We start from the raw sequence: 25,704 nt of genomic DNA on the forward strand, positions 1-25,704 counted from the left end.
GGCCTGAGCGACGGCGGCCCCGGCACCGGCATGGGCACCGGTACCGGCTCTCAGGTGAACGAGTCCAGGAGCCGGTTCAGCATCCGGTCGAACACCTCGTCGGCGTCCCCCGGCGAAGGCCCCTCCGTGAGCGCCGCCGCGAGCCGCGGATAGGCCCCACCGCCCACCTGCCCCGCGAGGTAGGCGAACCGCGCCTGCTGCTCCTGCTCCTCCGACCACGGCAGAGCCCGCGCGCGCTCCGCCATGGCGAACTCGTTGACGACGTACGTCATGACCGAGCCGTTGACCATCCCGATGAGTTCCATCTTGGTGCCGTAGGGCGCGTCGAGATCCTCCAGGGCGCCGAGGCAGTGCTCCAGATACCGCAGGGCGTTCGGGCTGAAGCCGTAGAGCGTCGACATGATCCGCGGCAGCCACGGGTGGCGCCGCATGATCTCGCGGGTCTGCCGGCCGAGCGCCAGCATCTCGGCGCGCCAGCCGCCGTCCGGCGGTCCGGCCGGCAGCACGTACTCGCCGCTCACCGCGTCGACCATCAGCTCGTACAGGTCTTCCTTGCGCGGTACGTAGTTGTACAGCGACATGGTGCCGCAGCCGAGCTCGGCCGCGACCCTGCGCATGGAGACCGCGTCGATGCCGTCCGCGTCGGCGATGCGGACGGCCGCCGCCGCGATGTCCGCCCTGCTGTACGCGGGCTTCGGGCCACGGCCCGCACGCTCGGGGCGCGCCCAGATCACTTCCGGTTCGGCCGCTCGGCCCGCCATTGATCATCACCTCGCTCCCCATGTTAGTTACGTACAGCGTACGTAGTGAGGTACCGTGCCCGCATGACTTCTACGTACGCTGTACTTAGTGAAGGCCTGGAGAAGCGCTTCGGGGACGTCCATGCCTTGCGCGGGCTCGACCTCGCCGTCCCCGAGGGCACCGTGTGCGGGCTGCTCGGACCGAACGGTGCGGGCAAGACGACCGCGGTGCGGCTGCTCACCACGCTCCGGACACCGGATGGCGGGAGGGCGTTCGTCGCGGGGCACGACGTGGTGCGGGAGGCTGCCACGGTGCGGCGGCTCATCGGGGTGACCGGGCAGTACGCCTCCGTCGACGGGGACCTGACGGGCCGGGAGAATCTGCGGCTCTTCGCCCGGCTGCTGCGGGCTCCGCGGGCGCGGGGTGAGGAGCTGCTCGACCGGTTCGGCCTCACGGACGCGGCCGACCGGCCCGCTCGCACCTACTCCGGGGGCATGCGGCGGCGGCTCGACCTCGCGGCGAGTCTGCTGGTACGGCCGAGGGTGCTGTTCCTCGACGAGCCCACCACGGGGCTCGATCCGCACAGCCGTAACGGCATCTGGGACTCCGTACGGGAGCTGGCCGCCGAGGGGACGACCATCCTGCTGACCACGCAGTATCTGGAGGAGGCCGATCAGCTTGCCGACGAGGTCGTCCTGATCGACGGGGGGCGTGCGGCGCACCGGGGGACGCCGGACGCGCTGAAAGCGCAGATCGGGAGTTACGTCGAGGTCGTCCTGCCACGGGACGCGGCGGCGCAGGCGCTGTCCGCTGCCGCGGTCGTCCTCGATCAGCTCACCGGGGGCGAGCCTGTCCTCGACGCCGAGCGGCGCACCGCCGGGGTCGTCGCCCTGGACTCGGATCTCACGCTTCCGCGTGTCGTACGGGAGCTTGATGCTGCCGGGGTGCCTGTCGTCGACGCGACGCTTCGGGCGCCGACTTTGGACGAGGTCTTTCTGCGGCTCGTCGCTCGCGTTTCCTAGACCGCCGCTTCGCGGCAAATTTTTCCCGCCCACCCACCCGATCGCCCCGAAGGGATTTTGCATGAGCGCCATCCTCTACGACGGCACCGCCGTCCTCGGCCGGCATCTGCGGCGCATCAGGCACGCGCCCGCCATCCTCGTCATGACACAGACGATGCCCATCGTCTTCCTGCTCTTCTTCGGCTACGTCTTCGGCAGCGCCCTCGCCATGCCCGGCACCGACTACCGCGCCTTCCTCGTCCCGGGCATGCTCGTCGCGACCGCCGCGAACGGCATCATGACCGGCATGTTCACCGCCGCCCAGGACTCCCACCGTGGCGTCATGGACCGCTTCCGCACGATGCCCATGAGCCGCTCGGCGGTGCCGCTCGGGCAGGCCGCAGCCGATCTCCTGACCACCGCGGTGGGGCTCGTGCCGCTGATGCTCGTCGGGCTCGCGATGGGCTGGCGGATCGAGGGCGGCCCACTTCAAGCGCTGGGCGCCTTCGGCCTGTTGCTGCTCTTCCGGTTCGCGGCGACCTGGGTCGGCATCTTGTTCGGGCTCGTCTCGCGGAGCGAGGAGGCGGCGGGACAGCTGGGCAGCGCGACGTTCATGCTGCCGCTGCTCTCGAACGCGTACATTCCCGCCGACGGGCTTCCGGGGTGGCTGCGCACCGTCGCCGAGTGGAATCCGATCAGCGCGGTCGCGACGGCGGTGCGTGATCTGTGCGGCAACGCGCCCGTGCCGACGGACGCCGCCTGGCCGGTGGCGCATCCCGTGGCCGGGGCGATCCTCTGGTCACTCGTCCTGCTCGCGGTGTGCGTGCCGCTCGCCGTCCGCCGGTACACGCACGGGGGACGGTGAGCGGACGGCCGCACTCTCCTTCGGGGCGGACTACTTCTGGGGCGCGAGCTCCGGTCCGAGCGAGGAGAATTTCTCCTGGGACACCACCCGCTTCGGCGGCCACGTGATGTTCGGCGGCGGCCACTTCTGGCCGGTCTTCCTCAGGAACCACGCCGGGGGCTCGTACATCGGCGGCTCATAGCCGTCCGGCAGCGCGGTCTTCCAACTGACGTCCTTCGTACGCTCCTTGAACTCGTCCTTGACCGCCTTCAGGCGCTCGGGCTGGGTGATCAGGTCGATCGCGGTCGCCGCCAGGTACTTCGCTGCGGCGATCACCGCGGCCTGACCGGGAGCGGCCGCCGCGCAGGCCGCGGTGGACCAGGTGTGCATCTTGGTGCCGATGGGGGCGAGGGCGGCGCCCATCGAGACGGTGGGGACGTTCCAGCTGATGTCGGCGACGTCCGTCGAGCCGCCGCCCATGAACACCGGGTTGGGCGGGGTCAGTTCACCGATCTTGTCGTGCATGCCCTTCTGGGGAAGGCCCAGGGACTCCTGGAGCTCCTTGGCCAGCTCATGCGCCTCGGAGGTGAAGCGGGGCGGGCCTATCTCGCGCATGTTGGCGTGCAGGAGCTCGGCGAAGGCCTTGGCCGGGAGCTGGTTCCAGCAGGCCGAGGTGACGCGGTGGCGGACGGTCGTCTGGGACGCCTTCGCGGCCGCTTCGGAGACCGCGATCACCTTGTCCAGGAGGACCTGGACGCGGGCGGGGCTCCCCTCGCGTACGTAGTACGAAATCTCGGCGATCTCCGGGGTGACGTTCGGGATGTCGCCACCGTTGTTGATCACCCAGTGCAGGCGGCCGCTCGGCGCGAGGTTCTCCTCGCGCAGGAACTCCGACATCGTCGCCATCATCACGGCGGCGTCCAGGGCGGACTTGTTGCCGAGCGGGGTGCCGCCGTGCCCTGCCACGCCGAGGAAGGTGAAGGTGACGGCGGTCATCGCGGTGGTGGTGCCCCAGCCGGTCGCGTTGGCCGTCGAGGGGTGCCAGTCCAGGAACGCGTCGAGGCCGTCGTACACGCCCTTGCTGACGGCGTACGTCTTGCCGATCAGCGCTTCCTCGGCCGTGGAGCCGAAGAACTTCACGGTGACGGGGAGCCGGTGCTTCTTCGCGGCCTGCGCCACGGCTGCCGCGGCGGCGGCCGCCGCCGTGCCGAGCGCGCTGTGGCCGCAGCCATGGCCGGGGCCGTAGCTCGGGGCGAAGGGGTCGTGGACGTACTCGCGCGGATCGTGGTGGCCCACGCCCTTGTTCTGTGAGAGGCCGGGCAGCGCGTCGTACTCGCCGCTGAAGCCGAGGACGGGTCCGCCCCTGCCGTACGTGAACGTGGCGGTGAACGCCGTCGGGAAGCCCGCGGTGCCGAACTTCACGTCGAATCCGACCTGTTCGAGGAAGTCGGCCTCGGCGATGGAGGACTTCCACTCGCGCAGGGACAGCTCGGCGTTGTCCCAGATCTCGGCGTTCAGGCCGGTGATCCGGTCGTCGTGGGAGGTGATCCAGTCGAGCGCCGCGCGCTTGGCAGGGGTGTCGGCCGCGAGGTCTTCGGGCGCTTCGTAGGCCGCGGGGCTGTCGTCGGCGCCGGCGGCCATCGCCGGGTCCGCGTCGGCGGTCATGACGCCGGCGGTGACACCGGCCGCGCCGAGGAGCTGCATGATGTGGCGGCGGCTCAGCGACGGGCCGCTCGCGGGGAGTGCTTCATGCTCATGCTGATCGTGCAGGTCACACACGCGCACCTCCGGGGGTGAGGTTGGGTGTATCAGCCAATCAACCAGCCACATTGGGGCCCGGAAGTTGCGGCGTCAACAGGTGCGCATGACACGGGTGTTACAAGGAGTGCTTGTCGAGTGACGTGTGTGAAGTGGGAAGGGGCGGGTGGGTGGGAGCAAATCCGCCGCTGAGCGGCGGCCGAACCCCCGACCACCCGTGGTCAGCGACCCCCAAAGAGCGACCGACGCAGCCTGCGCAAGGGAGCGAAGAGAGAGACCCTCCGCACACGTGCACCGTGGCCACTGCGGTCGTGCGCGCCCCGCGAGGTCAGCTCACGCATCAGCAGCGTCGCTTCCGCCGTCTCCACCTGCGGGACGGCGGGGCCGCCCAGCACTGCGAGATGGCGGTCGAGACGCGAGCTGGTCGCGCTGCTCCCGCAGGTGATCGCAGGGACACGCGCCCTGCTGCGCACCGTTATCTGTTCCATGTCACTCCCCACCCGTACGAGGGCACCCGGCCCAGGGCAGGTTAACCCTATCGCCCCGTCCCGACACTCGTGCATCCCGGTCACAGGATTCACCTACCCCGTAAGGAGGTTGACGATTACTCTCCGAATACGACTGATTCCAGGGCGAGTTGGACAAGAGGGGCGGAAGCGGGCCGCTCTGAGCGTTCATCGGGTCCGGCGGTCACGGCCAGTGACGCGGTGGACGCGCTCGGGCCCGTGACGCACTACGGCGCGCCGCGTGGACACCGGGGCGACGACGTCGATGCCGCGACCCCACGTGTTTCTCTTCCCGCTCGCGCGTGCGTCCGGAGCGGCCAGGACGTGGGCGATCTCACGTGCTTCGGCGCGCTCTCGCTCGCGCAGGCGGGCGGGACGCCCGAACGGCGGCTCTCTCGAAGCCACGGCTCACGTCGGGCCTCCCGTAGCGGCGCCCAGGCAGTCGCGCAGCCGCGTCTTGACGGTGCCGAGAGGCACGGCCAGACGCCCGGCCACGCCCGCCGCGCCACGGCCACGGGGTTCCGGGAGCCGTCGTTCGTGTAACACCGGGCTGCGATCGAGAGGGCGGTGGAAACATCGCACGGTCGCCCGCACACCGCCCTGGGGGCGGGGCCGCCCGTCGTCCGTCTACCACCGGGCTGCGATCAAGCGGGCGGTGGGAGCGTCGTGAGGTCGCCCGCACGCCGTTCTGGGGGCGGGGCCGCCTCGGTATGTCCGTCCTCGCTATCGTCCGGTGGCCGCGGGGCCGCTTCGGCGCCGGAGCGCCGCGAACCGTGCTCCGGGCGGACATACCGAACCGTCCCCTCGGGTCGCGTCGGCGACTGCGACCCGGTGCCCATGCCGCTTCGGGGCAATCGGGCGGGTGGGCGGGTGGGCGGGAAAGCTTGTTCGGGGTGGACGGAGCTGCGGGGTATCGGGCGGAGGGGCGGGCAACGCTCGTTCGGGCGACGAGCGCTGCGGGGCACCCGTGAAGCGCCGTGCCCTCGGCTACGGAGTCGCCCTGGCCGCAGGGCCTGCAATAGCTCTGCGGCCCGCGGGCGGTCGCCGGGCGGCGGGTCCGCCCTGGTCGTGGTCGCCCTGGGGTGTGGATTGGTGTTCAAGGGGGCGGCAACCGCGCTCGGTTGAGGTAGTTTTGTGGAGAATCGCACTGCTGCGGATGGGGGACGCCCGTGAGCACGAACGAGCGTGTGATCGCGGGGCGCTACCGCTTGCTCGCCCGCTTGGGCGAGGGCGGCATGGGCACGGTCTGGCGGGCCCGCGACGAAGTCCTGGGCCGTGAGGTCGCGGTCAAGGAAGTGCGCGCGCCCGCGGGGCTCCCGGCCAGCGAGGTCGACCGGCTCTACGCCCGCCTGGAGCGCGAGGCCTGGGCGGCCGCCCGCATCCCGCACCGCAATGTGGTGACGGTTTATGACGTGGCGAGCGAGGACGGGCGCCCGTGGATCGTCATGGAGATCGTGCGGGGACTCTCGCTGTCCGACGTCCTGGACGCGGAGGGCCCGATGCCGCCGCAGCGGGCCGCTCGTATCGGAGCCGAGGTGCTCGCCGCCCTGCGCGCCGCCCACGACGCCGGGGTCCTGCACCGCGACGTCAAGCCCGGCAACGTACTCATCGCGAACGACGGCCGGGTCGTGCTCACCGACTTCGGGATCGCCATGGTGGAGGGGAGTTCGGCTCTCACCATGACGGGTGAGGTGGTCGGCTCCCCCGAGTTCCTCGCCCCGGAGCGGGCGCTGGGGCAGCGGCCGGGCCCCGAGTCCGATCTCTGGTCGCTGGGGGTGCTGATCTACGCCGCCGTCGAGGGCCATTCGCCGTTCCGGCAGGACACGCCTCTCAGTACGTTGCGTGCGGTCGTCGACGAGCAGCTGCCGCCGCCCCGGAGCGCGGGGCCGCTGGTCCCGGTCATCGAAGGGCTGCTGCGGAAGGACCCCGCCGCCCGGATCTCCGCCGCCGAGGCCGAGCACCAGCTGCGGCTCGTCGCGGCGGGCGGCACCCCGCAGGTGGCGACGCCTCTGCCGTACATGCCGACCGTCACGTCACAACAGCAACATCAGCAACACCGCGCGCCCTCGCCGTCTCCGCCGCCTCCGGACCGGCAGGAGCCGGTCGTCACCACGACCACCACCGCCCCCACGGCCCGCTCACGCCGCACGGCCCTTGTCCTCGCCGCGGGCCTGGTCGCCCTGGCACTCGCGCTGGGCGGACTCGTGTACGCCCTGGTCAACCGCGACGACGGAGGAGGGGGCGGCAACAACGACGCCCCCTCCGAAGGAGGAGCAGGCGACGGCGGAGCCAACGGAGGCGGCTCCGACGGCGGCAAGAACGGCGGCAACGGCACGTCGGGCAGCAGTGACGGCGGAGGATCGGGCAACGGCGGCGGTGGTGACGGCGGCTCGACCGACGGCGGGTCCACGGACGGTGGCGGCGGAGGGGGCGACGACGGCGGTGGCGGCAACGGCGGCGGTTCGACCACGCACCCGGCGCAGTCCGTCAAGGTCACGGTCTCCGGCTCGAACACGCAGTACAGCGGCGTCTGTCCGCCGGCTGCCGGGCAGGCCCCCTCCTTCACGGCCACGTTCACCGTGGGTCGGGTTCCGGTCACGGTCGACTATCGCTGGGTGACCAAGTCCGGCGAGCCGAGCGACCCCGGCTGGAAGACGCTCAGCTTCGCCTCCGGCGGGAACAAGACCAAGCAGGTGCACCACACGGAGACGGTCGGCGGGGAGCCGGGCTCGACGCATCGAAACGAGATCAGCGTGGAGGTGCGCAGCCCGGTGAAAGCCGACTCCAACTCGGTCGCCTACTCGGTGACATGCGAGGAGGAGACCCCGACGGGCGGGGCCTCCTCCTATGCGCCGAACGAGTAGGGACGGACGGAGTGGGTCAGGATGCCGCGGCGCTGAACACAGGGAGGTAGCCGCGGGACTGGCCCGCGGCCTTGGGGTGGTAGGACTCGCCGATGTTGGTCCAGTTCACGCTGTGCAGCCACGCGTCGCCCGAGCAGATCTCGTGCCCGGTGAAGGTGGAGGTCACATCGCCGAAAGTGAAGCCGTGGTCGGCGGCGCGCTTGGCGGTCGTGGAGTTGAGGAAGTCGGCGGCGCTGTTGATGGCGCCGCGTTCCTTCTCGGAGAGGCCGGCGAGGCAGCCTCCGCCGAGCTTGTAGAAGCGGGGGTATCCGAGCACGACGACCTGGGCGGCCGGTGCCTTGGCGCTGATCGCCGAGTAGACCCTGTCGAGGTTGCCGGGCAGCGTCGTCTCGACGTAGCTGCGCGCCTGCGCGATGCGCGCGAGGCACTTGCTCTCCGACTGGAGCACGCAGGTCGTCATGACGTCGGCGAAGCCGGCGTCGTTGCCGCCCACGGAGAGGCTGACAAGGCCGGTACCGGAGCCGAGAGGGCCGAGTTGATTGGCCACGACATCACCCGTACGAGCGCCCGAGCAAGCCGTGAAGTTGAAGCTGGAGGGTGAGTTGGCGGCCGCCCACAGTGCGGGGTACGCGCGTGGAGTGCGCTTGCAGTCACCGCTTCCGCTGTCGTAGGCGCCGGCTCCGACTCCGGACGAGTAGGAGTCGCCGAGCGCCACATAGCCGGTGGCCGCGGCCTGTTGACCGGATGATTGGTCCGCTTGAGCCGCTGTGGCCCCGGTGAGGGCGAAGGCGGTGGTGAGGAGGAGTGAGGAAGCGTATGCCGTGATTCGGGACAATCTCATGGAACCTCCCTTAGCAGGATTTCTGCCTCGACTGTGGTACCACTCCCCTCAGCGGTCGATAGTGCTCATGTCAATAAGTTCCCCTTCAATTCCCCTGCCCACACAGGGAGTTACGCTCCGGTTCAGGGGTTCATCGCCGAACATCTGCGCAGCCCCTCCGCGTCTTGACGCGCCGCCGCCGACTGCGCGACATTGAAGCCCGGCATCCGGCGCTTCGGGGGGCAAAGTCGCCCATGCAGACCATAAGGATCAAGGCACCGTCATCAGACACCGGGCGAGAGCCCGGGGAGCGTCCCAGACGTCACGAAGACGCGCTGTCGCTGCTGGCGGGCATGGCGGTGGCGGTGGGCGCGGTCGGCGCGATGCTGGCACTCACGGACATCGATTCGCCGCTGCGCGCGCCCTTCACCCTGTTCTTCCTCCTGGCCGCGCCCGGCGCGGCAATCGGCGCGGCTCTCGGCGGACTTGATCCATGGGGCCGGATCGTTACTTCCGTTTCCGGGGCCGTCGCGGTCAATCTGTTGGTGGCCCAGGCGATGCTGGCCCTCCACATGTGGTCGGTACGCGGCGGGGTGGTCGCCATCACCGTGATCGGGTCGCTCATCTATCTGCTGGTACTGGTACGGCAACTTCGACGCCGTACCCCGACGAGGCGGACCTCCTGACGTGGACATCACCGTGCACCGCCCCGGAGAACTCACCGCCGCGGACCGGGTGGCCTGGACGGCTCTGCAGTCCAAGGCCCACCTGCACGGCGCTCCCGAGCTGGCCAATCCTTTCCTCTCCCCGGAGTTCACCCTCGCGGTGGGCCGCTGCCGACGCGGGGTGCGGATCGCGGTCGTACGCGAGGCCGGTGAGCCCGCGGCGTTCTTCCCGTTCGAGAGATCCATCACCGGCGTCGGCCGGGCCATCGGCCTCGGTGTCTCCGACTGCCAGGGCCTCGTGCACCGGCCCGGCTTCACGTGGGACACGCGGGAGCTGCTGCGGGCCTGCGGGCTCGCGGTGTACGAGTTCGACCATCTGGCCGGCGGTCAGGGGCCGTTCGAGGCGGGCGCCTCCGGCTCCTTCGCCTCCCCCGTCATGGACATCGACCAGGGGTACGAGGCCTATCTCGCCCAGCTCAAGGCGAAGTCGCCGAAGTTCATCCGCACGACCCACGCCAAGGAGCGCAGGCTCAGGCGCGACCACGGCCCCGTGCGCTACGTGCACGACGAGCGGGACCCCGCGGTCCTGCGCACCCTGATGGGGTGGAAGTCGGCCCAGTACCGCAGGACCGGCCGCAGCGACCGCTTCGCGCACGCCTGGATCACGCAGCTCGTGCGGCAGCTCTTCCACACCGGGTCCGCTCAGTTCGCCGGCCTGCTCTCGGTGCTGTATGTGGGCGAGGTGCCGGTCGCCGCGCACTTCGGACTGCGCTCCGAGCGGATCATCGCGCAGTGGTTCCCGGCCTACGACCCGGCGTTCGCCAAGTACTCGCCCGGCCTGATCATGCATCTGCACATGGCGGAGGCGGCCGCCGCCGACGGCATCGCATATCTCGACCTCGGGCGGGGCCAGAAGCAGTACAAGGACTCCCTGAAGACACGCGAACTCACCGTGTCCGAGGGGTGGGTGGCTCTGCGCCATCCGACAGCGCTCGGCCACCGGGCGCGGCGCGCTCCGGTCAGGGCGCTGCGCAACACCGTCTTGTCGAGACCGGAATTCTTTGAACCCGCCGACAAGCTGCTGAAACAGTTCGGAAAAATACGATCAAGAAAGAAGGAGTAGCGGCAAGAAGACAGGAACAGGGCACTCCATATGTGCCCGCCAAGACCGGCCAAATCATCGAAAACGTGAGGCCACGTTCCAGGTCTTGCCATACGGTCTCAATCATCAATACCGTCATACATCCACCCGCATCGATCCATCACGCAATGCGATCTAGGGGAGGGCTCAAGATCGCGGTGGTTCCGGCGCGGGGCGCGGTAGGGGGGTGCCGTGCTCGGCGATTGCATTCTTGCCGAGTCACGACCCGCGCGATGCCAGCTCACTCGGCATGCACGGAGATCCATTTCGTCATGCGCAAGTGACAACCCCCCTTTCGAACCGGATACAAAGCCGGACTGCCCGGGGGTGGGCGGTCCACCGGACGAGAGGGATCAGACTCATGACGTCTTTTGTGCGCCCGGCCGAGCCGGATCAGGACCCGTTAAAGAAGCCGGCACTGACCGGTAACTACCGCCCGATTTCCACGCACCTGGCGATCACACCGCCGGTGAGCGTCGTGATTCCCGCGATGAACGAGGCGGAGAATCTTCCCTACGTCTTCAAGACACTGCCCGACTGGATCCACGAGGTCGTGCTCGTGGACGGCAATTCCACCGATGACACGGTGGCCGTGGCGAGAGAGCTGTGGCCGGACGTGAAGGTCGTGCGGCAACTGGGCAAGGGCAAGGGTGACGCCCTGATCACCGGTTTCGAGGCGTGCTCCGGCGACATCATCGTGATGGTCGACGCGGACGGCTCGGCAGACGGGCACGAGATCGTCAGCTACGTCTCCGCCCTCGTCTCGGGCGCGGACTTCGCCAAGGGCTCGCGCTTCGCCAACGGCGGAGCCACGGACGACATGACGCCGATCCGCAAGCTCGGCAACCACGTCCTGTGCTCCGTCGTGAACGCCAAGTTCGGCGCCCGCTACACCGACCTGTGCTACGGCTACAACGCCTTCTGGCGGCACTGCCTCGACAAGATAGACCTCGACTGCACGGGCTTCGAGGTGGAGACCCTGATGAACATCCGGGTCGTCAAGGCCGGGCTCAAGGTGCAGGAGATCCCCAGCCACGAGTATCTGCGCATCCACGGCGTCAGCAATCTCAGCGCCGTACGCGACGGTCTGCGCGTCCTGAGGGTCATCCTCACGGAGCGCTCCAACCGCCGTGGGCAGCGCCGCCGTACTCGTGGTGTTCCCTTCCGCACGCGTCAGGGAGAGGTGTCTTGAGCGCTGCCCACCACCACGGGGGAGGCACGGTCGCGGGTATCTCCGTCGTCATCTGCGTCTACACCGAGGACCGCTGGGAGGACATCCTCGCGGCGGTCTCCTCGGTGCGGGCACAGTCCCTGGCGGCTCTGGAAACGCTGCTCGTGGTGGATCACAACGTCTCGCTCCTCGACCGCCTCGGCAAGGAGTACAAGGAGACCGAAGGGGTGCGGGTGCTCGCCAACGCGGGCCCCCGCGGCCTCTCCGCCGGGCGCAACACCGGGATCGCCGCCTCCAGCGGCGAGATCATCGCGTTCCTCGACGACGACGCGGTCGCGGAGCGGGACTGGCTGCGCCACTTCGCCGAGGGGTACGCCGACCCGAAGGTCTTCGCGGTGGGCGGGCGCACCATGCCCGTCTGGGAGTCCCGGCGCAGGCCCGCCTGGTTCCCCGAGGAGTTCGACTGGGTCGTCGGCTGTACGTACAAGGGGCTGCCCGAGGGGCGCGTGCGGGTGCGCAACGTCCTGGGCGGAAACGCCTCCTTCCGCCGCACCGCGTTCGAGGCGGCGGGCGGCTTCGCGACCGGCATCGGGCGCGACGGCGACAAGCGTCCGCTGGGCTGCGAGGAGACGGAGCTGTGCATCCGCCTCACCCGCGCCAGGCCGGACGCGATCCTGCTCATCGACGACCGGGCGGTGATCCACCACCGCGTCCCCGCGGCGCGCGAGCAATTCCGGTACTTCCGCACGCGGACGTACGCGGAGGGCCTGTCCAAGGCGCTCGTGGCCCGCAGCGTCGGCGCGGACAAGGGCCTCGAGTCCGAGCGGCGCTACGCCACGCGCGTCCTTCCCGCCGGTGTCGGGCGCGGGGTGCGGGACGCGCTGCTCGCCCGTCCCGGCGGCGCGGGTCGCGCGGGAGCCATCGTGGCGGGCGTGGTCACGGCGGCCGGGGGGTACGTCCTCGGGAGTGTCCGCGCGCGCAGGTCAGGCGCCTCTTTCTCGGTCGTGGGGATCGGGACGGATGCGGACGGTGAGGGGGCTGCGGCATGAGCACGGCACCGATCGGCCGAGGCGGGCGGTCATGAACGCTCCCGTGCCGATACTCATGTACCACTCGATCGCGCATGAACCGACCCTGGAGACCCGGGCGTTGTCCGTGTCCCCGGGGGCGTTCGCCGAGCAGCTCGAACTGCTCGGCGAGCGGGGGTTCACCCCACTGACCACGGCCGGTCTCGCCGCGATCTGGCGCTCGCCCGGCCGCGCGCTGCCCGCTAGGCCCGTCCTGATCACCTTCGACGACGGCTACGAGGGCGTGCACCGGCACGCGCTGCCCGTGCTCACCAAGCACGGCTTCGCGTCGACGCTCTTCGTCTCCACGGGCTGGCTGCGCGGGTCATACGACACCGGGGGCGGCCTCGACCTGATGCTGAACTGGGACCAGGTGCGCCAACTGGCCGCCGCGGGCACGGAGATCGGCGGGCACAGCCACACACACCCGCAGCTCGACCAGCTCGACGACGACGATCTCTGGTCCGAGCTGCTGCGCTGCCGGGAGATCGTCACCGAAGAGCTCGGCACCCGGCCCGCCTCCTTCGCCTACCCGTACGGCTATTCGAGCCGGCGGGTGCGCCGCACGGTGCGCGGCGCCGGGTTCTCCCAGTCGCTGGCGGTCGGCAACGGCCTCGCCCGGCGCGCGCAGGGGCCGTACGCCCTGCAGCGGGTGACCGTGCGTCGCTCCACCGGCATCGAGGAGTTCGAGCGGCTCGTCGAGGGCCGTTCGATCGCCCTGAACTTCGCAAGGGACCGTGCCCACACCAAGGGGTACGCCGTGGTCCGCAGAGCCCGACAGGCCCGCCGGAAGGCAACTCGTACCCGTGTCTGACACGTCGACCGCCCAGGCAGACGTCTCTGGGACCCCCGGCACCGAACAGCGGCCGCCGTCCGGCAAGTCGGGCAGGAGGCGCGGAATGCGCCTGCTCGGCGGCGGCTCGGGCGGCTCCGGCGGCGGGAGTCCCCTGTTCCGCAATGCCTACGCGCTGATGCTGAACACCGGCATCTCCGGCGTGCTCGGCGTCGGCTTCTGGCTGGCCGCCGCTCGGTACTACTCCGAGTCGGCGGTCGGCCAGGGCTCGGCGGCGATCGCCGCCATGAAGCTCCTCGCGGGACTCACCGCCCTCACCCTGACGGGGGCGCTGGCCCGTTTCATCCCCATCGCGGGGCGCGCCACGGGCAAGCTGATCTTCCGTACGTACGCGAGCAGTTCGGTGGTCGTCGCGTTCGCCGCGCTGATCTTCCTGTTCACGCTCGACCTGTGGGGGCCCTCGTACCAGTTCCTGCACGGCCCGCTGAACGGCCTCGGCTTCATCGCCGCGGTCATCGCCTGGTCCCTGCTCACCCTCCAGGACGGGGTGCTTACGGGGCTGCGCAGCGCGCTGTGGGTGCCGGTCGGCAACACGATCTTCTCGATCGTCAAGCTGGGGCTGCTGATCGCGGTGGCCGCGGCGATCCCGACGGCGGGCGTGTTCGTCTCATGGGTCGCCGCCATCGCCATGTCGGTCGTCCCGCTCGGCTGGCTGGTGTTCCGGCGACTCGTGCCACGGCATGTGAAGGCGACCCAGGACAAGACCCGGCCGCCGACCCTGCGCGAGATGGGCCGCTTCCTGGCCGGCGACTACACCGGCTCGCTCTTCTCGCTCGCCGTGGTCTATCTCGTGCCGGTGATCGTCGCCTCGCAGGTCAGCTCCGTCGACAACGCGTACTTCTACATCACCACCACGATCGGCGGCACGGTCAACCTGCTCGCCATCAACATGGGCGCGTCGCTGACCGTCGAGGGCGCGCACGACCCGGCGCGGCTCGCGGCGAACACCCGGGCCGCGCTGCGCCGCATGGCCCGCATCATGCTGCCGGTCTGCGGTCTGCTCTTCATCGGCGCGCCCTACATCCTGCGGGTCTTCGGCCAGGGGTACGCGGACGCGGCGACGCCGCTGCTGCGCTGGTTCGCGGTGGGCGCGGCGCTGCGGGTCGTCATGGAGACGTACTTCGCGGTGCAGCGCGCGCAGAGCCGTACGGCCGGAATCGCCTGGATGCAGGGCCTGTTGTGCTTCCTCGTGCTCGGCCTGACGCTGCTTCTGCTGCCGCGGATGGGTCTGACGGGGGCGGGCGTCGCGGAGATCTGCAGCCTCACGGTGCTCGTGGCGATCGCGGCGCCGAAGCTGTACCGGGTGGCGCGGGGGGCCGCGCCGTCCTCGCCGGACGACGCGGGGGCGCCGGACGGCGATCTCGCGGACCTGGGGACGCCCGAGTCCGCGCCGGCGCCCACCGCCGAGGAGGCGGGGCGCAAGAGGGAGCGGCGTGGGCCCGCCTGGGCACTGCGCGAGTCGCTCGACTCGGACACGCTGCAGCTGGCCGTGCAGCCCGACTTCGAGCATCCGGAGCGCAGGCCCGACATGCGGCCGGGGCCGGGGACCCCTGCCGCCGGGATGCCCGCCGTCAAAAGGGCCGCCGCGGGGAGGCCCGCGGCCAAGAAGCCCGCGGGCACGGGGGACGAGGGGGACGACATGGAGCACCGGCCGACCTGGGCGCTGAGATCACCGCTGAAGTCACCTGAACCGCGGGACGAGGTCGAGGAAGAGGCGGCAAAGGCCGAGGACGTGGCGGCGCGGCTCACGCCGATGCGCTCCTCGGTGTCCTCCGCCGTCACGCCGCCCGCCGAAGAACCGGCGACGGCCGTGCGGACGCGCGAGGCACCGCCCGAGCCCGTCGGCGCGCCTGCCCCCCTCCCCCGCCGCCGCGCCGTCTTCATGGCGCTGTTCCTCGCCTTCGCGCTCGCCCTCTACTGGCTGCCCGCCCTGGACCTCACCGAAGCCGACCTGGACACGATGGGCGGGCTCGGGCTCATCTCGGTGCTGCCCACGGCGACCCTGCTCGGGGCGGCGCTGCTCGTCGTCGCCTTCGCCTCGCTGCTCTGGATGGAGCGGCCGCACAAGGCCCTGCTCCTGGTGACGCTGGTCGCCACCGTGGTCTGCCTGCACGCGCTGCCCGCCGTCATCGAGGACGAGCCGCGGTTCGCGACGGCCTGGCAGCACCTGGGCTTCATGGAGTACATCGACAGGACCGGGTCCGCGGTGCCCGACCTGGACGCGCGCTGGAGCTGGCCCGGGTTCTTCGCGGCGGCCACCTTCGTGGCGAAGGCGTGCGGCGTCTCGGACATGACCGAGGTGATCCGCTGGTGGCCGCTGGCCATGCAACTGCTCTACCTGGCACCGATGCTCCTGCTCGTGCGCTCCATGCGGGCGTCCTGGCGCGCCAAGTGGGCCGGTCTGTGGATCTTCGCGCTGAGCGGCTGGGTCGGCCAGGACTACTTCTCCCCGCAGGGCTTCACGTACCTCCTCTACCTGGTGTTCGTCGCGGTGCTCCTCGTGTGGTTCCGCGCGCCCCACGTGCTGTGGGCCAGGCGGCGGCCGGGCGAGCTGGAGGTCGAACCCGCCGACCGGCGGCAGCGCGCGGTGCTGCTGCTGGTCCTGATCGCCCTGTTCGCGGCGACGGTCCCGGCGCACCAGCTCACGCCGTTCGTGATGCTCGGCGTCCTGGCCGTGCTCGTCCTGGTGGGCCGTTCGGAGCTGCGCGGCCTGCCGATCCTCTTCGCGGTCCTCGTCGCCGTCTGGGTGGGCTTCCTCGCGGAGCCGTACTGGTCGGGGCACTTCGACGAGCTGTTCGGCGGGATCGGCGGCGTCGGCGGCAATGTGTCGTCGTCGGTGTCCGGTCGGATCGAGGGCGGCAGTTCGACCCATCAACTCGTCCTGTACGCGCGCGTCGCGCTGGCCGGCGGCGTCATGGCGTTCGCCTGCTGGGGCTGGTGGCGGCGGCGCGAGCACAAGTACACGGAACGCTCGCTGCTCGCCTTGACGTTCGTCCCGTTCCTGGGCTTCGGCATGCAGTCGTACGGCGGCGAGATGGCCCTGCGGGTCTTCATGTTCGCGCTGCCCGGTGCCGCGCTCCTGGCCGGGCTCGCGTTCTTCCCGCGCGCGGGCATCACCGCCAAGGAGCGGGACCGCGACCGGGTGAGTCTTGCGCCGCTGGCCGCGCTGATGGCGGGTCTCGTCCTGATGGGCGGCTTCCTGGTGGCGCGCTGGGGCAACGAACCCTTCGAGCGGACCCGGGCCGGCGAGGTCGCCGCGATGGAGTACGTGTACGAGCACGACGACCCGACGGTGCGGCTGCTGTGGATGAGCGACGACACGGTCAACAACGTGACGCCCGCGATGCCGTGGGGCACACGGGACATGGAGAAGGTCCAGTACGTCCCGACCCTCGCGCCGCCCGACCCGGTGCTGGTCTCCAGCCTGGTGAAGGCGCTCAAGGACGCGGGCCCCAACTCGTACCTGATGATCAACAAGAGTCAGACGGTCTATCTCCAGATGGACGTGGGTTACTCCGGCACCTGGGACACCCGGCTGATCGCGAACCTCGACAACCGTCAGGAGCTCAAGAAGGCCTTCACGAACGACGACGCGACCCTCTACACGCTGCGCAAACAGCCGAACGGCAAGGTCGAGAAGGCCGATCCGGGCCCGATCGGCCCGCAGGTGACCTGGACCCCGTGGTCGGTGATCGGCGCGCTCGCGGCGATCTCCCTGGTCCTGCTGCTCGCCACGCGTGAGGTCGTGCGGGTGGCGGTGGAGCCGAGCGTGCGGCAGCTGCGCTGGCTGCAGAGCAGTTTCTGGTTCTCGCTGCCGCTGCTCGCGGTGCTGCTCGCCTCGCTGGTCCAGCGGTTCCTGACGATGGCGTAGTACGGGGCCGGGGACGGCTGAAGCGGCTCACCGCTTCAGCCACTTCACCTCGTACCCCTTCATCTCGAACCGCTCGCCGTCGACCTTCGCGTCGATCGAGCGGTCGAGGGTGTTCACGACGAGCACGGTCTTCTCGTCGGCGAGGACACGTACGTTCGGTACGTCGTCGGCGGCGACGGAGACCTTCTCGTACTGCGTGCCGGGCGGGAACGCGTCGCTGAACCGGGAGAGCATCTTCAGCATCGGCAACTCCGTGCCGCCGTCCTCGAGTTCGGTGGAGCGCCACAGGCAGCCCGCGCAGCGCTCCCCCCTTTTCTGCGGGTTCCAGTAGAAACCGCTGCTCGCGCCGCCGCGGGCCATCGCCATCAGCCCCGAGGCCTGGACGGCGACGCGGTGCGGCTCGGACCAGTCGTCGCGGTTGTCCTTGCTGTCGCCCGGTTCCACGTAGTACTCGGCCCACCACAGCGGCAGGTCTCCGGTGCGCTCCCGCACCCACTTGCCGACCGCCGTGAGCTTGTCGGTGGCCTTGAACTCGTCGGGGAGCATCTCGTCGTCCACGGTGTAGCTGGAGCCGTCCACGACGACGAAGTCCGCGCCCGACTTGTTCTTGTTCCAGTGGTCGAAGGCGTCCAGGACACGCTGGTCCAGGCGGCCCCAAGGCCCCTTGACCTTCGCCGACGAACCCTCGGTCTGGCGCGGGTCGACGCTGTCCATGACCAGGTAGGGACCGCCGACCATGATGTCCTTGTTGACCTTCTTGAGCTCCTTGTAGACCAGGTTGTAGAGCTCGGTGTAGCCCTCGTAGTCCCAGCGGGCCTCTTCGGTGTTCCAAAAGCCCTTGAATTCGTTCCAGACGATGAAGTGCCGGACGTCCGGATAGCGTTTGGCGACGGTCCCCGCGAGCTTGGCGAAGTCCTTGTAGTGGGCGCGCTCCGGGGCGGTCTCCAGGGCCTGCTGGCTCCAGTCGGTGTTGTCCGCGCCGGGCTCGCCGCCCTTCATCCAGTCCGGGGCGCAGCACAGGGTGATGACCGGCGTGCCGTCGGTGGCGCGGATGAAGTCCATCCGCCGGTCCATCGCCTCGAAGTCGTAGCGCCCCTCGACCGGCTCGGGGTTGCTCGCGCCCCAGCCCATGATGTGCTGGATCTGCGGCAACGGGCGCGGCTTGCCCACGAGCAGCTCCTCGGCACGCCGGGTGGCCGCGGCGCCGCCCTCGTCCGCGCTGTACTGGGTGTGGGTGAAGCCCCAGCCGACGGCCGGCTCCGCGTCGCCGGGCGGGACGGCGGGGGTGCCGTGCACCTTGTCGCCGTCACGTGTGGTGCCCTCGGTGCCCGTGCCGTCGTCGGGAAGCGTGGTGATGACGGTCAGGACCAGGGCCAGTGCGGCCAGACCAATGCCGAGCAGCGCGGCGAGTCGCCACCGCAGTGCCCCCGAATTCCACCCATGACGTCCCATCAGGGGCAATCGTAACGGCGCCGGTTGGCGGTGGCACAGGTTCCGTTGCTATGGGTTCGGGGCATTCCGGCGGCGCCTTCAAGCCTTTCCGTACCCGAGGGAGTACGCCGGAGTGCGGCGTCGTACCGGCGGAGTACGTAAACCAGGATGCACAGGGGCACATGCGTGCCGGATCATGGCGGCATGTCTGCGAACCCTCAGGACACCCTGCCGATCCGGCTCAACGTCGACGACAGCGACACCCCGTCGGACGTCGTGGACGCCCTTTTCCTCGGCCGCTTCGCCACCGGCGAGCAGCCTTTCTCGCACAGCTCCAACATCGACCGCGTCAAGTCCGGCTGCACGCTGCTCCCGCCGGGTGCGACGGTGCTGCGCGCGGCCCGCGACGACGACCGCAGCGCGACGCTGGCCGAGGGCGCCGGGTGGACGCTGCTGGTCTCGCGCTGGAACCGCGGCGCGGACGTCACCGTGACGGCGACGAGCGCCGACCTCGCGGAGAAGGTCCTGAAGCAGGCCACGGCCGGCGCGCAGGACGAACCGGAGCCGCAGCCGGACAACGTGACCATGGGGTTCTGGTACGTCTCTCCCAGGCGCGGCCCGCACCGCACCACGCGGCAGATCGCCGCCGGCACGTGGGAGGAGGTGCGGGAGAACTACACCGCACCGGTCGCCGAGGCCATGGACTCCCTGATGAAGACGGTGCCCGAGGACATCTCGGGCCGCCTTCTGCTGCTGCACGGTCCGCCGGGTACGGGCAAGACGTCGGCGCTGCGGACGCTCGCGCGCTCCTGGCGGGACTGGTGTCAGGTGGACTGCGTCCTGGACCCGGAGCGGCTGTTCAGCGACGTCGGCTATCTGATGGACATCGCGATCGGCGAGGACGACGGCACGGCGAAGGGGCGCTGGCGGCTGCTGCTTCTGGAGGACTGCGACGAGCTGATCCGCGGGGAGGCCAAGCACACCGCCGGGCAGGCGTTGTCGCGGCTGCTGAACCTGACGGACGGGCTGCTCGGGCAGGGCCGCAACGTCCTGGTCGGCGTCACGACCAACGAGGACCTGGAGCGGCTGCACCCCGCGGTGGTCAGGCCCGGCCGGTGCCTCGCCCGGATCGAGGTCGGGAGCCTGACCCGGGCCGAGTCGATCGACTGGCTCGGCACGGACGAGGGGGTTCCTCGCGAGGGCGCGACGCTGGCGGAGCTGTACGCGCTGCGGCGCGGGACGTCACCTACGTCGGTGCCCAATGCACGGGAGGGGGCGGATGCGGGGCTCTATCTGTAGCCCGGATCCGCCACCCCGCCCGGAAGCGGCGTTCACCCCGAGTCCCCATAAGCAGCCCGCAAGGCATCCCGCACAGCGGACAACGCCCCCGCCTCGGAGAGGCCGAGCCGCCGAGCCCGCTCGGCAAAAGCCTGGGCCGCGGCCGAAGCCTCCCGAGCGGCCGCGTCCCCCGCGGCGGCGACGAACGTCCCGTGCCGCCCCCGCGTCTCGATCACTCCGTCCGCCTCAAGGGCCCGATACGCCTTGGCCACCGTGTTGGCGGCAAGCCCGAGGTCCTGGGCGAGCCCCCGCACGGTCGGCAACTTGTACCCCACCGGCAGCGTCCCGCCCCGCGCCTGCTCGGCGATCTGCGTCCGCACCTGCTCGTAGGGCGGCACGCCACTCTCCGCCGCGCCACCGTCGATCTCGATCTTCAAAGTCACGCCGCGATTGTCCCGCACCCCAGGAAAATAAGAGGCACCCCGACGCTCCGCGCGCGTAGCGTGCGGCCCCATGACCGTCCTTGTCCGCGCCCTGCGCGCCGGCAACACGCCGGACGCCGAGGCGTTCGCCGCCGTGCGCCGCGCCTGCGTACCCGCCATGCTCGCCACCGCCGATTCCGTCCGGTTCGACCTGGAGCACGCCCATCCCGACGCGCGTTACCGCCAGTTGGTGGCCGAGGCCGAGGGGGAGATCATCGGCACGGCGCAGGTGGGCATCGCCCACGACAGCCCAGCACCGGGCCAGGGCTTCGCCAACGTCTACGTACTCCCCGAGCGGCGCGGGCTCGGCGCGGGTTCGCTGATCCTGCGGACGGCGCAGGAGTGTCTGGCGGACGAGGGAGCCACCACGGTCTTCTCCTGGGTGCTCGACGAGCCCGCGAACCGCGCCTTCGCCGCCGCGCGCGGCTACCGCGCGAGCCGCTCGGCCCACTTCCTCCGCCTCGACCTGGCAGGAGGCCCGCTGCCACCGCGCCACGAGCCGCCGGACGGGGTGGAGTTGCGTACGGGGGCGTCGTTCGGGGATGACCCGCGTGCCCTCTTCGAGCTGGACGCGCAGACCGTCGCCGACGAACCGAGCGACGTGGGCGCGGAGTTGACGGACTACGGGCACTGGCTCGCCGAGACCTGGAACCACCCTCTGGTGAACCGCGAGCTGACCTCGGTGGCGATGGTGGACGGCACGCCTGCCTCCTTCACCCTGGCGCGCACGGACGACGCGTCGCGCTACGCGAGCGGCATGACCGGCACCGGACGGGCGTTCCGCGGGCGCGGTCTCGCCAAGCTCACCAAGAACGACTCCCTGCACCGGGCGCGGGCCGCCGGATACACGGAGGCGTTCACCGGCAACGACGCCGGAAACGAGCCGATGCTCGCGATCAACAAGTGGTTCGGCTACGAAATCTGCGCGACGGAGGTACGCCATGTCCGGGACCTCGGCTGAGATGCCGTGCGACCAGGTGGAGGTCGTCTTGAGGAAGGCGGGCCGCACGAAGATCCGCTACCCGGCACAGGTGATCACGGACGACGGCACGGTGGTGACGGTCCGCGCACCGTGGTCGGCCGACGGCGTACGGGACTTCGGCTTCGTACGCTTCGAGCCGGGCGACGTCTTCACGGAGCATTACTGGCGTGATCGCTGGTACGCCGTGAAGGAGGTCCGCACGTCCGCGGGCGTCCTGAAGGGGTGGTACTGCGACGTGACGCGCCCCGCGGTACGGGACGGCGCCACCCTCACGGTGGAGGACCTGGACCTGGACCTGTGGTGCTCGGCGGACGGCGAGACGGTCCTCCGCCTGGACGAGGACGAGTTCGCCGAGAGCGGCCTCGCTCAACACGACCCCGAGGCGGCGTCCAAGGCCCTGGCAGCCCTGGACCACCTGGAGCGGCTGGCCCGCACCAAGGCCTCACTCACCCCGGCCCCGCCCCGCCCATGAACGGCCTGCCCGGTGTCTGATCCACCCGCCGCATCAGCCCCCGACCACCAGCTCCACCTCGAACCCGGCCCGGTCCTCCAGATACGCCGCGCGGTGCTCCTCGCCTCCCGCGAACGGATGCCGGTCCGGAAAGAGCAAGGACCAGCCGTGTCCGGGAGCCTGGTCCACCAGCCGGTCGAGTTCCGCCCCGTTCCGCACAGGAAACGCCAGATGATTCAGGCCGGGCCGCCGCCGGTCATGTATGCCGTCCCGCATGTCCGGCGACTGTTCGAGGACCACGTACGTCGCGCCCCGCCGCCAACTGCCGCCGTTCTCCCACCGCTGCTCACGGACATGCCCCAACTCCCCCAGCAGCCAGCCCCAGGAAGCCTCCGCGGCAGCGAAGTCCGGCACCCAGAGCTCCACATGGTGCGCGCCCCGCGCGGGCGCGAGGGCGACCGCCCGGTCAGCCGCACCCTTCTCGAACCGCACCCCGTCCCCGTCCTCCTGCCAGTGCAGGGCGAACCGCTCCCCGGCCCGCCATGCCTCAAGTGCCGCCCTGCAGTACGCCACCATGTCGTCCGGCAGCGTCGCCGTCGCGTGCCAGGTCAGTTCGTCGCACTTGTCGGGCTCCGCGTTGAAGGGCTCGCCGCCCGCGCCGTAGGTCGCTTCGAAGAACCAGCCGATGCGGGCTTCCTCGCCCGGTCCCCGGTGCTGGAGGACGAGGGCGGCGCTCACGTCTTCGAGGGCGAGGGTCAGGCCGATTTCCTCCTGGGCCTCGCGGATCACCGCCGCGCGGACGTCCTCGCCCGGTTCGACGTGGCCCGAGGGGAGGTTGAACAGGCCGTCGCCGTAACCGGTGCGGGCGCGGCGGGCGAGCAGCACCTCGTCTCCGCGGCGGAGGATGAGGTGCACGTCCACCACCTCCTTGTGGCGGCCGGGCGTGGGCGCCGTGGGGAGGACCGCCACCAGCGCGTAGCGCTCGTCCTCCACCTTCTTCCCCCACAGCCGCTCGTCTCCCGACAGGCGTTCGGAGTGGAGACGCGTGGCCATCGGGGTCAGTGCATCGATCAGTCGGTCCGCGGGGATTCCGGCAGGGCTCGCCGTGCCCCACACGCCTTCGACCAGGACCAGGCGCCCGCCCGGCCGCAACAGCCCGCACCAGTGCCTCAGCGTCGCCTCCGGGTCCGGCAGCGTCCACAGCACATGCCGGGCAAGGATCACGTCGAAGCGGCGCCCCTCCACCGGGGGCGCGCCGGCGTCGCCCACCAGCACCTGCGCGGCGTGCCCCGAAAGCTTCTCGCGGGCCCGTTCCACCATCTTCGGAGCCAGGTCCACCGCCGTGACGCGATGTCCTGCGCGCACCGCGAGCAGGGCCAGGCTTCCGGTGCCGCAGCCCAGGTCGAGGACGTCGCCCGGGACATCGGGCAACCAGTCCCGCAGGCGCTTCGCCCACGCGTCCCGCACCACCGCGTCCCGCAGCCCGTGGTCGGGCTCGTCATCGAAGGTGGCTGCCTCGGCGTCCCAGTCGATCGTCATCCGGTGATGGTGACACTCGCCACTGACAATCCACCTTCGATGAGAAACCCTCCCCGCAGAGGTCTACCGACGTCCCACCTTGGACATCGGTAGTACAGGGAGGCAGCCATGCGCCGTGTGACCGTGCACAAGACCGTCGGGAAGCCCACCAATCGGCAGATCCGGGAGAAGTACGAGTCCGAGGAGCGAGAGCGACCTCGTGAGCGCCCCGAGGTTCGCAAGGACATCCAGCGGACCTGGTGGCCGGACGGGTGAGACCCCGGGGCGAAAGGAGGAGCTAGATCCTCTTCCGGTAGTGGTAGCGGTCGTACGGCCCGTCCACCCTGCGCTCCACCATCTCGTAGCCGTATCGAGGGTAGATCCGTTGGTTCTCCCACATCATCGCGTTCGTGTAGAGCCGGACCTCCGGCAGCCCGAGGGACCGCGCCCGCTCGTCCACGAAGGCGAGCAGGCGGCGGCCCACCCCTTGGCCCGCCGCCCGGGGGTGGACCGCGATGCTGTCCAGGAACAGGTGGTCCTCGTGCGGGACGAGGACCAGGACGCCCACCACCGGGTCCCCGGTGACATGCACCCGCCCCGCCGCCACCTCCGCCGCGTGATCCGCCTCCATGGGGGCGGGCACGACGCCGATGCGCTCGATGTAGGGGTGGTACGCCGCGTCCGTCACCGCTTTCACGGCGGGGACGTCGGCGGCGGTCGCGGGGCGGATGTCGTCGGTCGTGTCCTGGGTCATGCCTTTACGTCTACGTCACTGCTCCTGCCCCGCACCAGCAGTTTCTTCAGGAGCGGCCAGAGCACGATCAGCGCGATGATCGCGTACACCGTGATCGAGAACGGCGTGTCGATCAGACCCCTGACGCTGCCGTCGCTGATCTGCAGGGCGCGGCGCAGCTGCTGCTCGGCGTTGGGGCCGAGGATGACGCCGATGACCGCGGGCAGGACGGGCAGGCCGTAGCGCCGCATGCCGAAGCCGATGAGGCCGATGATCAGCAGGATCACCAGGTCCAGTGCCTCGCCGCCGACCGCGTACGCGCCGACCGCGGCGAAGAAGAGGATGCCCGCGTAGAGGTAGGGCCTCGGGATGCGCAGCAGCTTCGCCCAGACGGGGGCCAGCGGCAGGTTCAGGGCCAGGAGCAGGACCATGCCCACGAAGAGGGATGCGATCAGGCCCCACACCAGGTCCGGTTCGCGTTCGAAGAGCAGCGGGCCCGGCTGGATTCCGTACTGCTGGAAGGCGGCGAGCATGACTGCCGCCACGGCCGTCGTGGGCAGGCCCAGCGTCAGCATGGAGACGAGGGTGCCCGCCGCCGACGCCGATGACGCCGACTCGGGGCCGGCCACTCCCTCGATCGCGCCCTTGCCCCACTCGTCCTTGTGCTTGGACAGGCGCTTCTCGGTGACGTACGAGAGGAAGGTGGGGATCTCCGCGCCGCCCGCGGGGATCGCACCGAACGGGAAGCCGATGAGCGGGCCGCGCAGCCACGCCTTCCAGGTGCGCTTCACGTCGGCCTTGCCCAGCCAGGGGCGGCCGACCGGGATCGCCTCGCCGCTCGTGCGCCGCAGATGGGCCGCGACCCACAGTGCCTCACCGATCGCGAAGAGACCGACCGCGACGATCACCACGTCGATTCCGTCGGCGAGTTGGAGCGAGCCGAAGGTCAGGCGCTGCTGCCCGGTCATCTGGTCGAGGCCGACCAGGCCGAGGGTGAGGCCGATGAGGAGGGACGCCAGTCCTCGTACGCGGGACGAACCGAGCACCGACGTCACGGCGATGAACGCGAGGACCATGATGGCGAAGTAGTCGGGCGCCCCGATGTCGACCGCGAGCTCCGCGACCGTCGGCGCCAGGGCCACCAGGAGGATCGTGCCGATGATGCCGCCCGCGAAGTGCCCGATGGCGGCGGCCGCGAGCGCCTGTGCGCCGCGCCCCGCCTTGGCCATCGGGTTGCCTTCCATGGCGGCCACCACCGCCGCGCTCTCCCCCGGGGTGTTCAGCAGGATCGAGGTCGTGGAGCCGCCGAACATCGCTCCGTAGTAGATGCCCGCGAACATGATGAACGCGCCGGTCGGCTCAAGGCCGTACGTCACGGGCAGCAGCAGCGCCACCGCCATCGCGGGACCGATGCCGGGCAGGACGCCGATCGCGGTGCCCAGGAGCACGCCGACGGCGGCCCAGAGCAGGTTCATGGGGGTGAGGGCCGTGCCGAAGCCGTCCATCAGGGAGTTGAAGGCGTTCATG

Annotated in this window: 22 protein-coding genes; 13 read left to right on the plus strand and 9 right to left on the minus strand. The window is 70.5% G+C overall.

Going from position 1 to position 25,704, the window contains the following annotated elements; translation table 11 throughout:
• Positions 1-50: 50 nt before the first annotated feature.
• Positions 51-761 (minus strand): TetR/AcrR family transcriptional regulator C-terminal domain-containing protein, encoded by a 711-nt coding sequence (locus AB0I94_RS25945; protein WP_363312053.1) that lies wholly within the window; start codon positions 759-761, stop codon positions 51-53.
• A 63-nt stretch (positions 762-824) separates the two neighbouring features.
• Between AB0I94_RS25945 and AB0I94_RS25950 the strand changes: the two genes are divergently transcribed.
• Together AB0I94_RS25950 and AB0I94_RS25955 are read left to right on the plus strand one after the other, a co-directional pair.
• Positions 825-1,763 (plus strand): ATP-binding cassette domain-containing protein, encoded by a 939-nt coding sequence (locus AB0I94_RS25950; protein ID WP_363312054.1) that lies wholly within the window; start codon positions 825-827, stop codon positions 1,761-1,763.
• A gap of 61 nt (positions 1,764-1,824) precedes the next feature.
• Complete coding sequence (locus AB0I94_RS25955) at positions 1,825-2,607, plus strand: ABC transporter permease (RefSeq protein WP_363312055.1); 783 nt, start codon at positions 1,825-1,827, stop codon at positions 2,605-2,607.
• A gap of 30 nt (positions 2,608-2,637) precedes the next feature.
• On the opposite strand, the gene AB0I94_RS25960 is transcribed toward AB0I94_RS25955, so the two are convergent.
• Together AB0I94_RS25960 and AB0I94_RS25965 are read right to left on the minus strand one after the other, a co-directional pair.
• Entirely contained in the window at positions 2,638-4,365 is a 1,728-nt protein-coding gene (locus AB0I94_RS25960) for an amidohydrolase (RefSeq protein ID WP_363312056.1), read from the minus strand.
• A gap of 200 nt (positions 4,366-4,565) precedes the next feature.
• On the minus strand, positions 4,566-4,832 hold the full coding sequence (locus AB0I94_RS25965; protein WP_363312057.1) for a hypothetical protein: 267 nt from the start codon (positions 4,830-4,832) through the stop codon (positions 4,566-4,568).
• 1,253 nt (positions 4,833-6,085) lie between these two features.
• Here AB0I94_RS25965 and AB0I94_RS25970 point away from each other — a divergent pair.
• Positions 6,086-7,714 (plus strand): serine/threonine-protein kinase, encoded by a 1,629-nt coding sequence (locus tag AB0I94_RS25970; protein WP_363312144.1) that lies wholly within the window; start codon positions 6,086-6,088, stop codon positions 7,712-7,714.
• 16 nt (positions 7,715-7,730) lie between these two features.
• Here the strand turns inward: AB0I94_RS25970 and AB0I94_RS25975 are convergent, their stop codons facing one another.
• Complete coding sequence (locus AB0I94_RS25975; protein ID WP_363312058.1) at positions 7,731-8,555, minus strand: SGNH/GDSL hydrolase family protein; 825 nt, start codon at positions 8,553-8,555, stop codon at positions 7,731-7,733.
• 164 nt (positions 8,556-8,719) lie between these two features.
• Here AB0I94_RS25975 and AB0I94_RS25980 point away from each other — a divergent pair, with 164 nt between their 5' ends.
• The 6 genes from AB0I94_RS25980 (at position 8,720) to AB0I94_RS26005 (ending at position 17,302) form a co-directional block, all read left to right on the plus strand.
• Complete coding sequence (locus AB0I94_RS25980; RefSeq protein ID WP_363312059.1) at positions 8,720-9,220, plus strand: hypothetical protein; 501 nt, start codon at positions 8,720-8,722, stop codon at positions 9,218-9,220.
• 1 nt (position 9,221) lies between these two features.
• A complete protein-coding gene (locus AB0I94_RS25985; protein WP_363312060.1) occupies positions 9,222-10,322 on the plus strand; it encodes a GNAT family N-acetyltransferase in 1,101 nt (366 codons plus the stop codon).
• Between the two features lie 379 nt (positions 10,323-10,701).
• Positions 10,702-11,532 (plus strand): glycosyltransferase family 2 protein, encoded by an 831-nt coding sequence (locus AB0I94_RS25990; protein WP_363312061.1) that lies wholly within the window; start codon positions 10,702-10,704, stop codon positions 11,530-11,532.
• A complete protein-coding gene (locus AB0I94_RS25995) occupies positions 11,529-12,560 on the plus strand; it encodes a glycosyltransferase family 2 protein (protein ID WP_363312062.1) in 1,032 nt (343 codons plus the stop codon). The genes AB0I94_RS25990 and AB0I94_RS25995 overlap by 4 nt, the downstream gene beginning before the upstream one ends.
• 31 nt (positions 12,561-12,591) lie before the next feature.
• Positions 12,592-13,392, plus strand: a complete 801-nt coding sequence (locus AB0I94_RS26000; RefSeq protein ID WP_363312063.1) for a polysaccharide deacetylase family protein — start codon at positions 12,592-12,594, stop codon at positions 13,390-13,392.
• An 85-nt stretch (positions 13,393-13,477) separates the two neighbouring features.
• A complete protein-coding gene (locus tag AB0I94_RS26005; protein ID WP_363312064.1) occupies positions 13,478-17,302 on the plus strand; it encodes a lipopolysaccharide biosynthesis protein in 3,825 nt (1,274 codons plus the stop codon).
• Between the two features lie 27 nt (positions 17,303-17,329).
• Here the strand turns inward: AB0I94_RS26005 and AB0I94_RS26010 are convergent, their stop codons facing one another.
• Positions 17,330-18,754, minus strand: a complete 1,425-nt coding sequence (locus AB0I94_RS26010) for a xylan 1,4-beta-xylosidase (RefSeq protein ID WP_363312065.1) — start codon at positions 18,752-18,754, stop codon at positions 17,330-17,332.
• Positions 18,755-18,937: 183 nt separating this feature from the next.
• On the opposite strand from AB0I94_RS26010, the gene AB0I94_RS26015 reads away from it, so the two are divergent.
• Positions 18,938-20,032, plus strand: a complete 1,095-nt coding sequence (locus AB0I94_RS26015; RefSeq protein ID WP_363312066.1) for a DUF5925 domain-containing protein — start codon at positions 18,938-18,940, stop codon at positions 20,030-20,032.
• A 32-nt stretch (positions 20,033-20,064) separates the two neighbouring features.
• Here AB0I94_RS26015 and AB0I94_RS26020 read toward each other — a convergent pair whose 3' ends face one another.
• Complete coding sequence (locus AB0I94_RS26020; protein ID WP_363312067.1) at positions 20,065-20,454, minus strand: GntR family transcriptional regulator; 390 nt, start codon at positions 20,452-20,454, stop codon at positions 20,065-20,067.
• Positions 20,455-20,524: 70 nt separating this feature from the next.
• Here AB0I94_RS26020 and AB0I94_RS26025 point away from each other — a divergent pair, with 70 nt between their 5' ends.
• Both AB0I94_RS26025 and AB0I94_RS26030 read left to right on the plus strand, forming a co-directional pair.
• A complete protein-coding gene (locus AB0I94_RS26025) occupies positions 20,525-21,454 on the plus strand; it encodes a GNAT family N-acetyltransferase (RefSeq protein ID WP_363312068.1) in 930 nt (309 codons plus the stop codon).
• The gene (locus tag AB0I94_RS26030; RefSeq protein ID WP_363312069.1) at positions 21,435-21,947 is read left to right on the plus strand and encodes a DUF402 domain-containing protein; all 513 of its coding nucleotides are present in this window, start codon (positions 21,435-21,437) and stop codon (positions 21,945-21,947) included. The genes AB0I94_RS26025 and AB0I94_RS26030 overlap by 20 nt, the downstream gene beginning before the upstream one ends.
• Positions 21,948-21,980: 33 nt before the next feature.
• On the opposite strand, the gene AB0I94_RS26035 is transcribed toward AB0I94_RS26030, so the two are convergent.
• Positions 21,981-23,465, minus strand: coding sequence for a trifunctional class I SAM-dependent methyltransferase/NUDIX hydrolase/VOC family protein (locus AB0I94_RS26035; protein WP_363312070.1), 1,485 nt, complete (start codon positions 23,463-23,465; stop codon positions 21,981-21,983).
• 108 nt (positions 23,466-23,573) lie between these two features.
• On the opposite strand from AB0I94_RS26035, the gene AB0I94_RS26040 reads away from it, so the two are divergent.
• Positions 23,574-23,720 carry a hypothetical protein gene (locus AB0I94_RS26040; RefSeq protein ID WP_363312071.1) on the plus strand — a complete coding sequence of 49 codons (147 nt, stop codon included), beginning with the start codon at positions 23,574-23,576 and terminating at the stop codon, positions 23,718-23,720.
• Positions 23,721-23,742: 22 nt separating this feature from the next.
• Here the strand turns inward: AB0I94_RS26040 and AB0I94_RS26045 are convergent, their stop codons facing one another.
• Together AB0I94_RS26045 and AB0I94_RS26050 are read right to left on the minus strand one after the other, a co-directional pair.
• The gene (locus AB0I94_RS26045; protein WP_363312072.1) at positions 23,743-24,198 is read right to left on the minus strand and encodes a GNAT family N-acetyltransferase; all 456 of its coding nucleotides are present in this window, start codon (positions 24,196-24,198) and stop codon (positions 23,743-23,745) included.
• Positions 24,195-25,703: a tripartite tricarboxylate transporter permease gene (locus tag AB0I94_RS26050; RefSeq protein ID WP_363312073.1), complete on the minus strand. Its 1,509-nt coding sequence runs from the start codon at positions 25,701-25,703 to the stop codon at positions 24,195-24,197. Before AB0I94_RS26050 ends, AB0I94_RS26045 begins: the two co-directional genes overlap by 4 nt.
• Position 25,704 lies beyond the last annotated feature (1 nt).

It is taken from the genome of Streptomyces sp. NPDC050147, assembly GCF_040660195.1.
Lineage (GTDB): Bacteria > Actinomycetota > Actinomycetes > Streptomycetales > Streptomycetaceae > Streptomyces.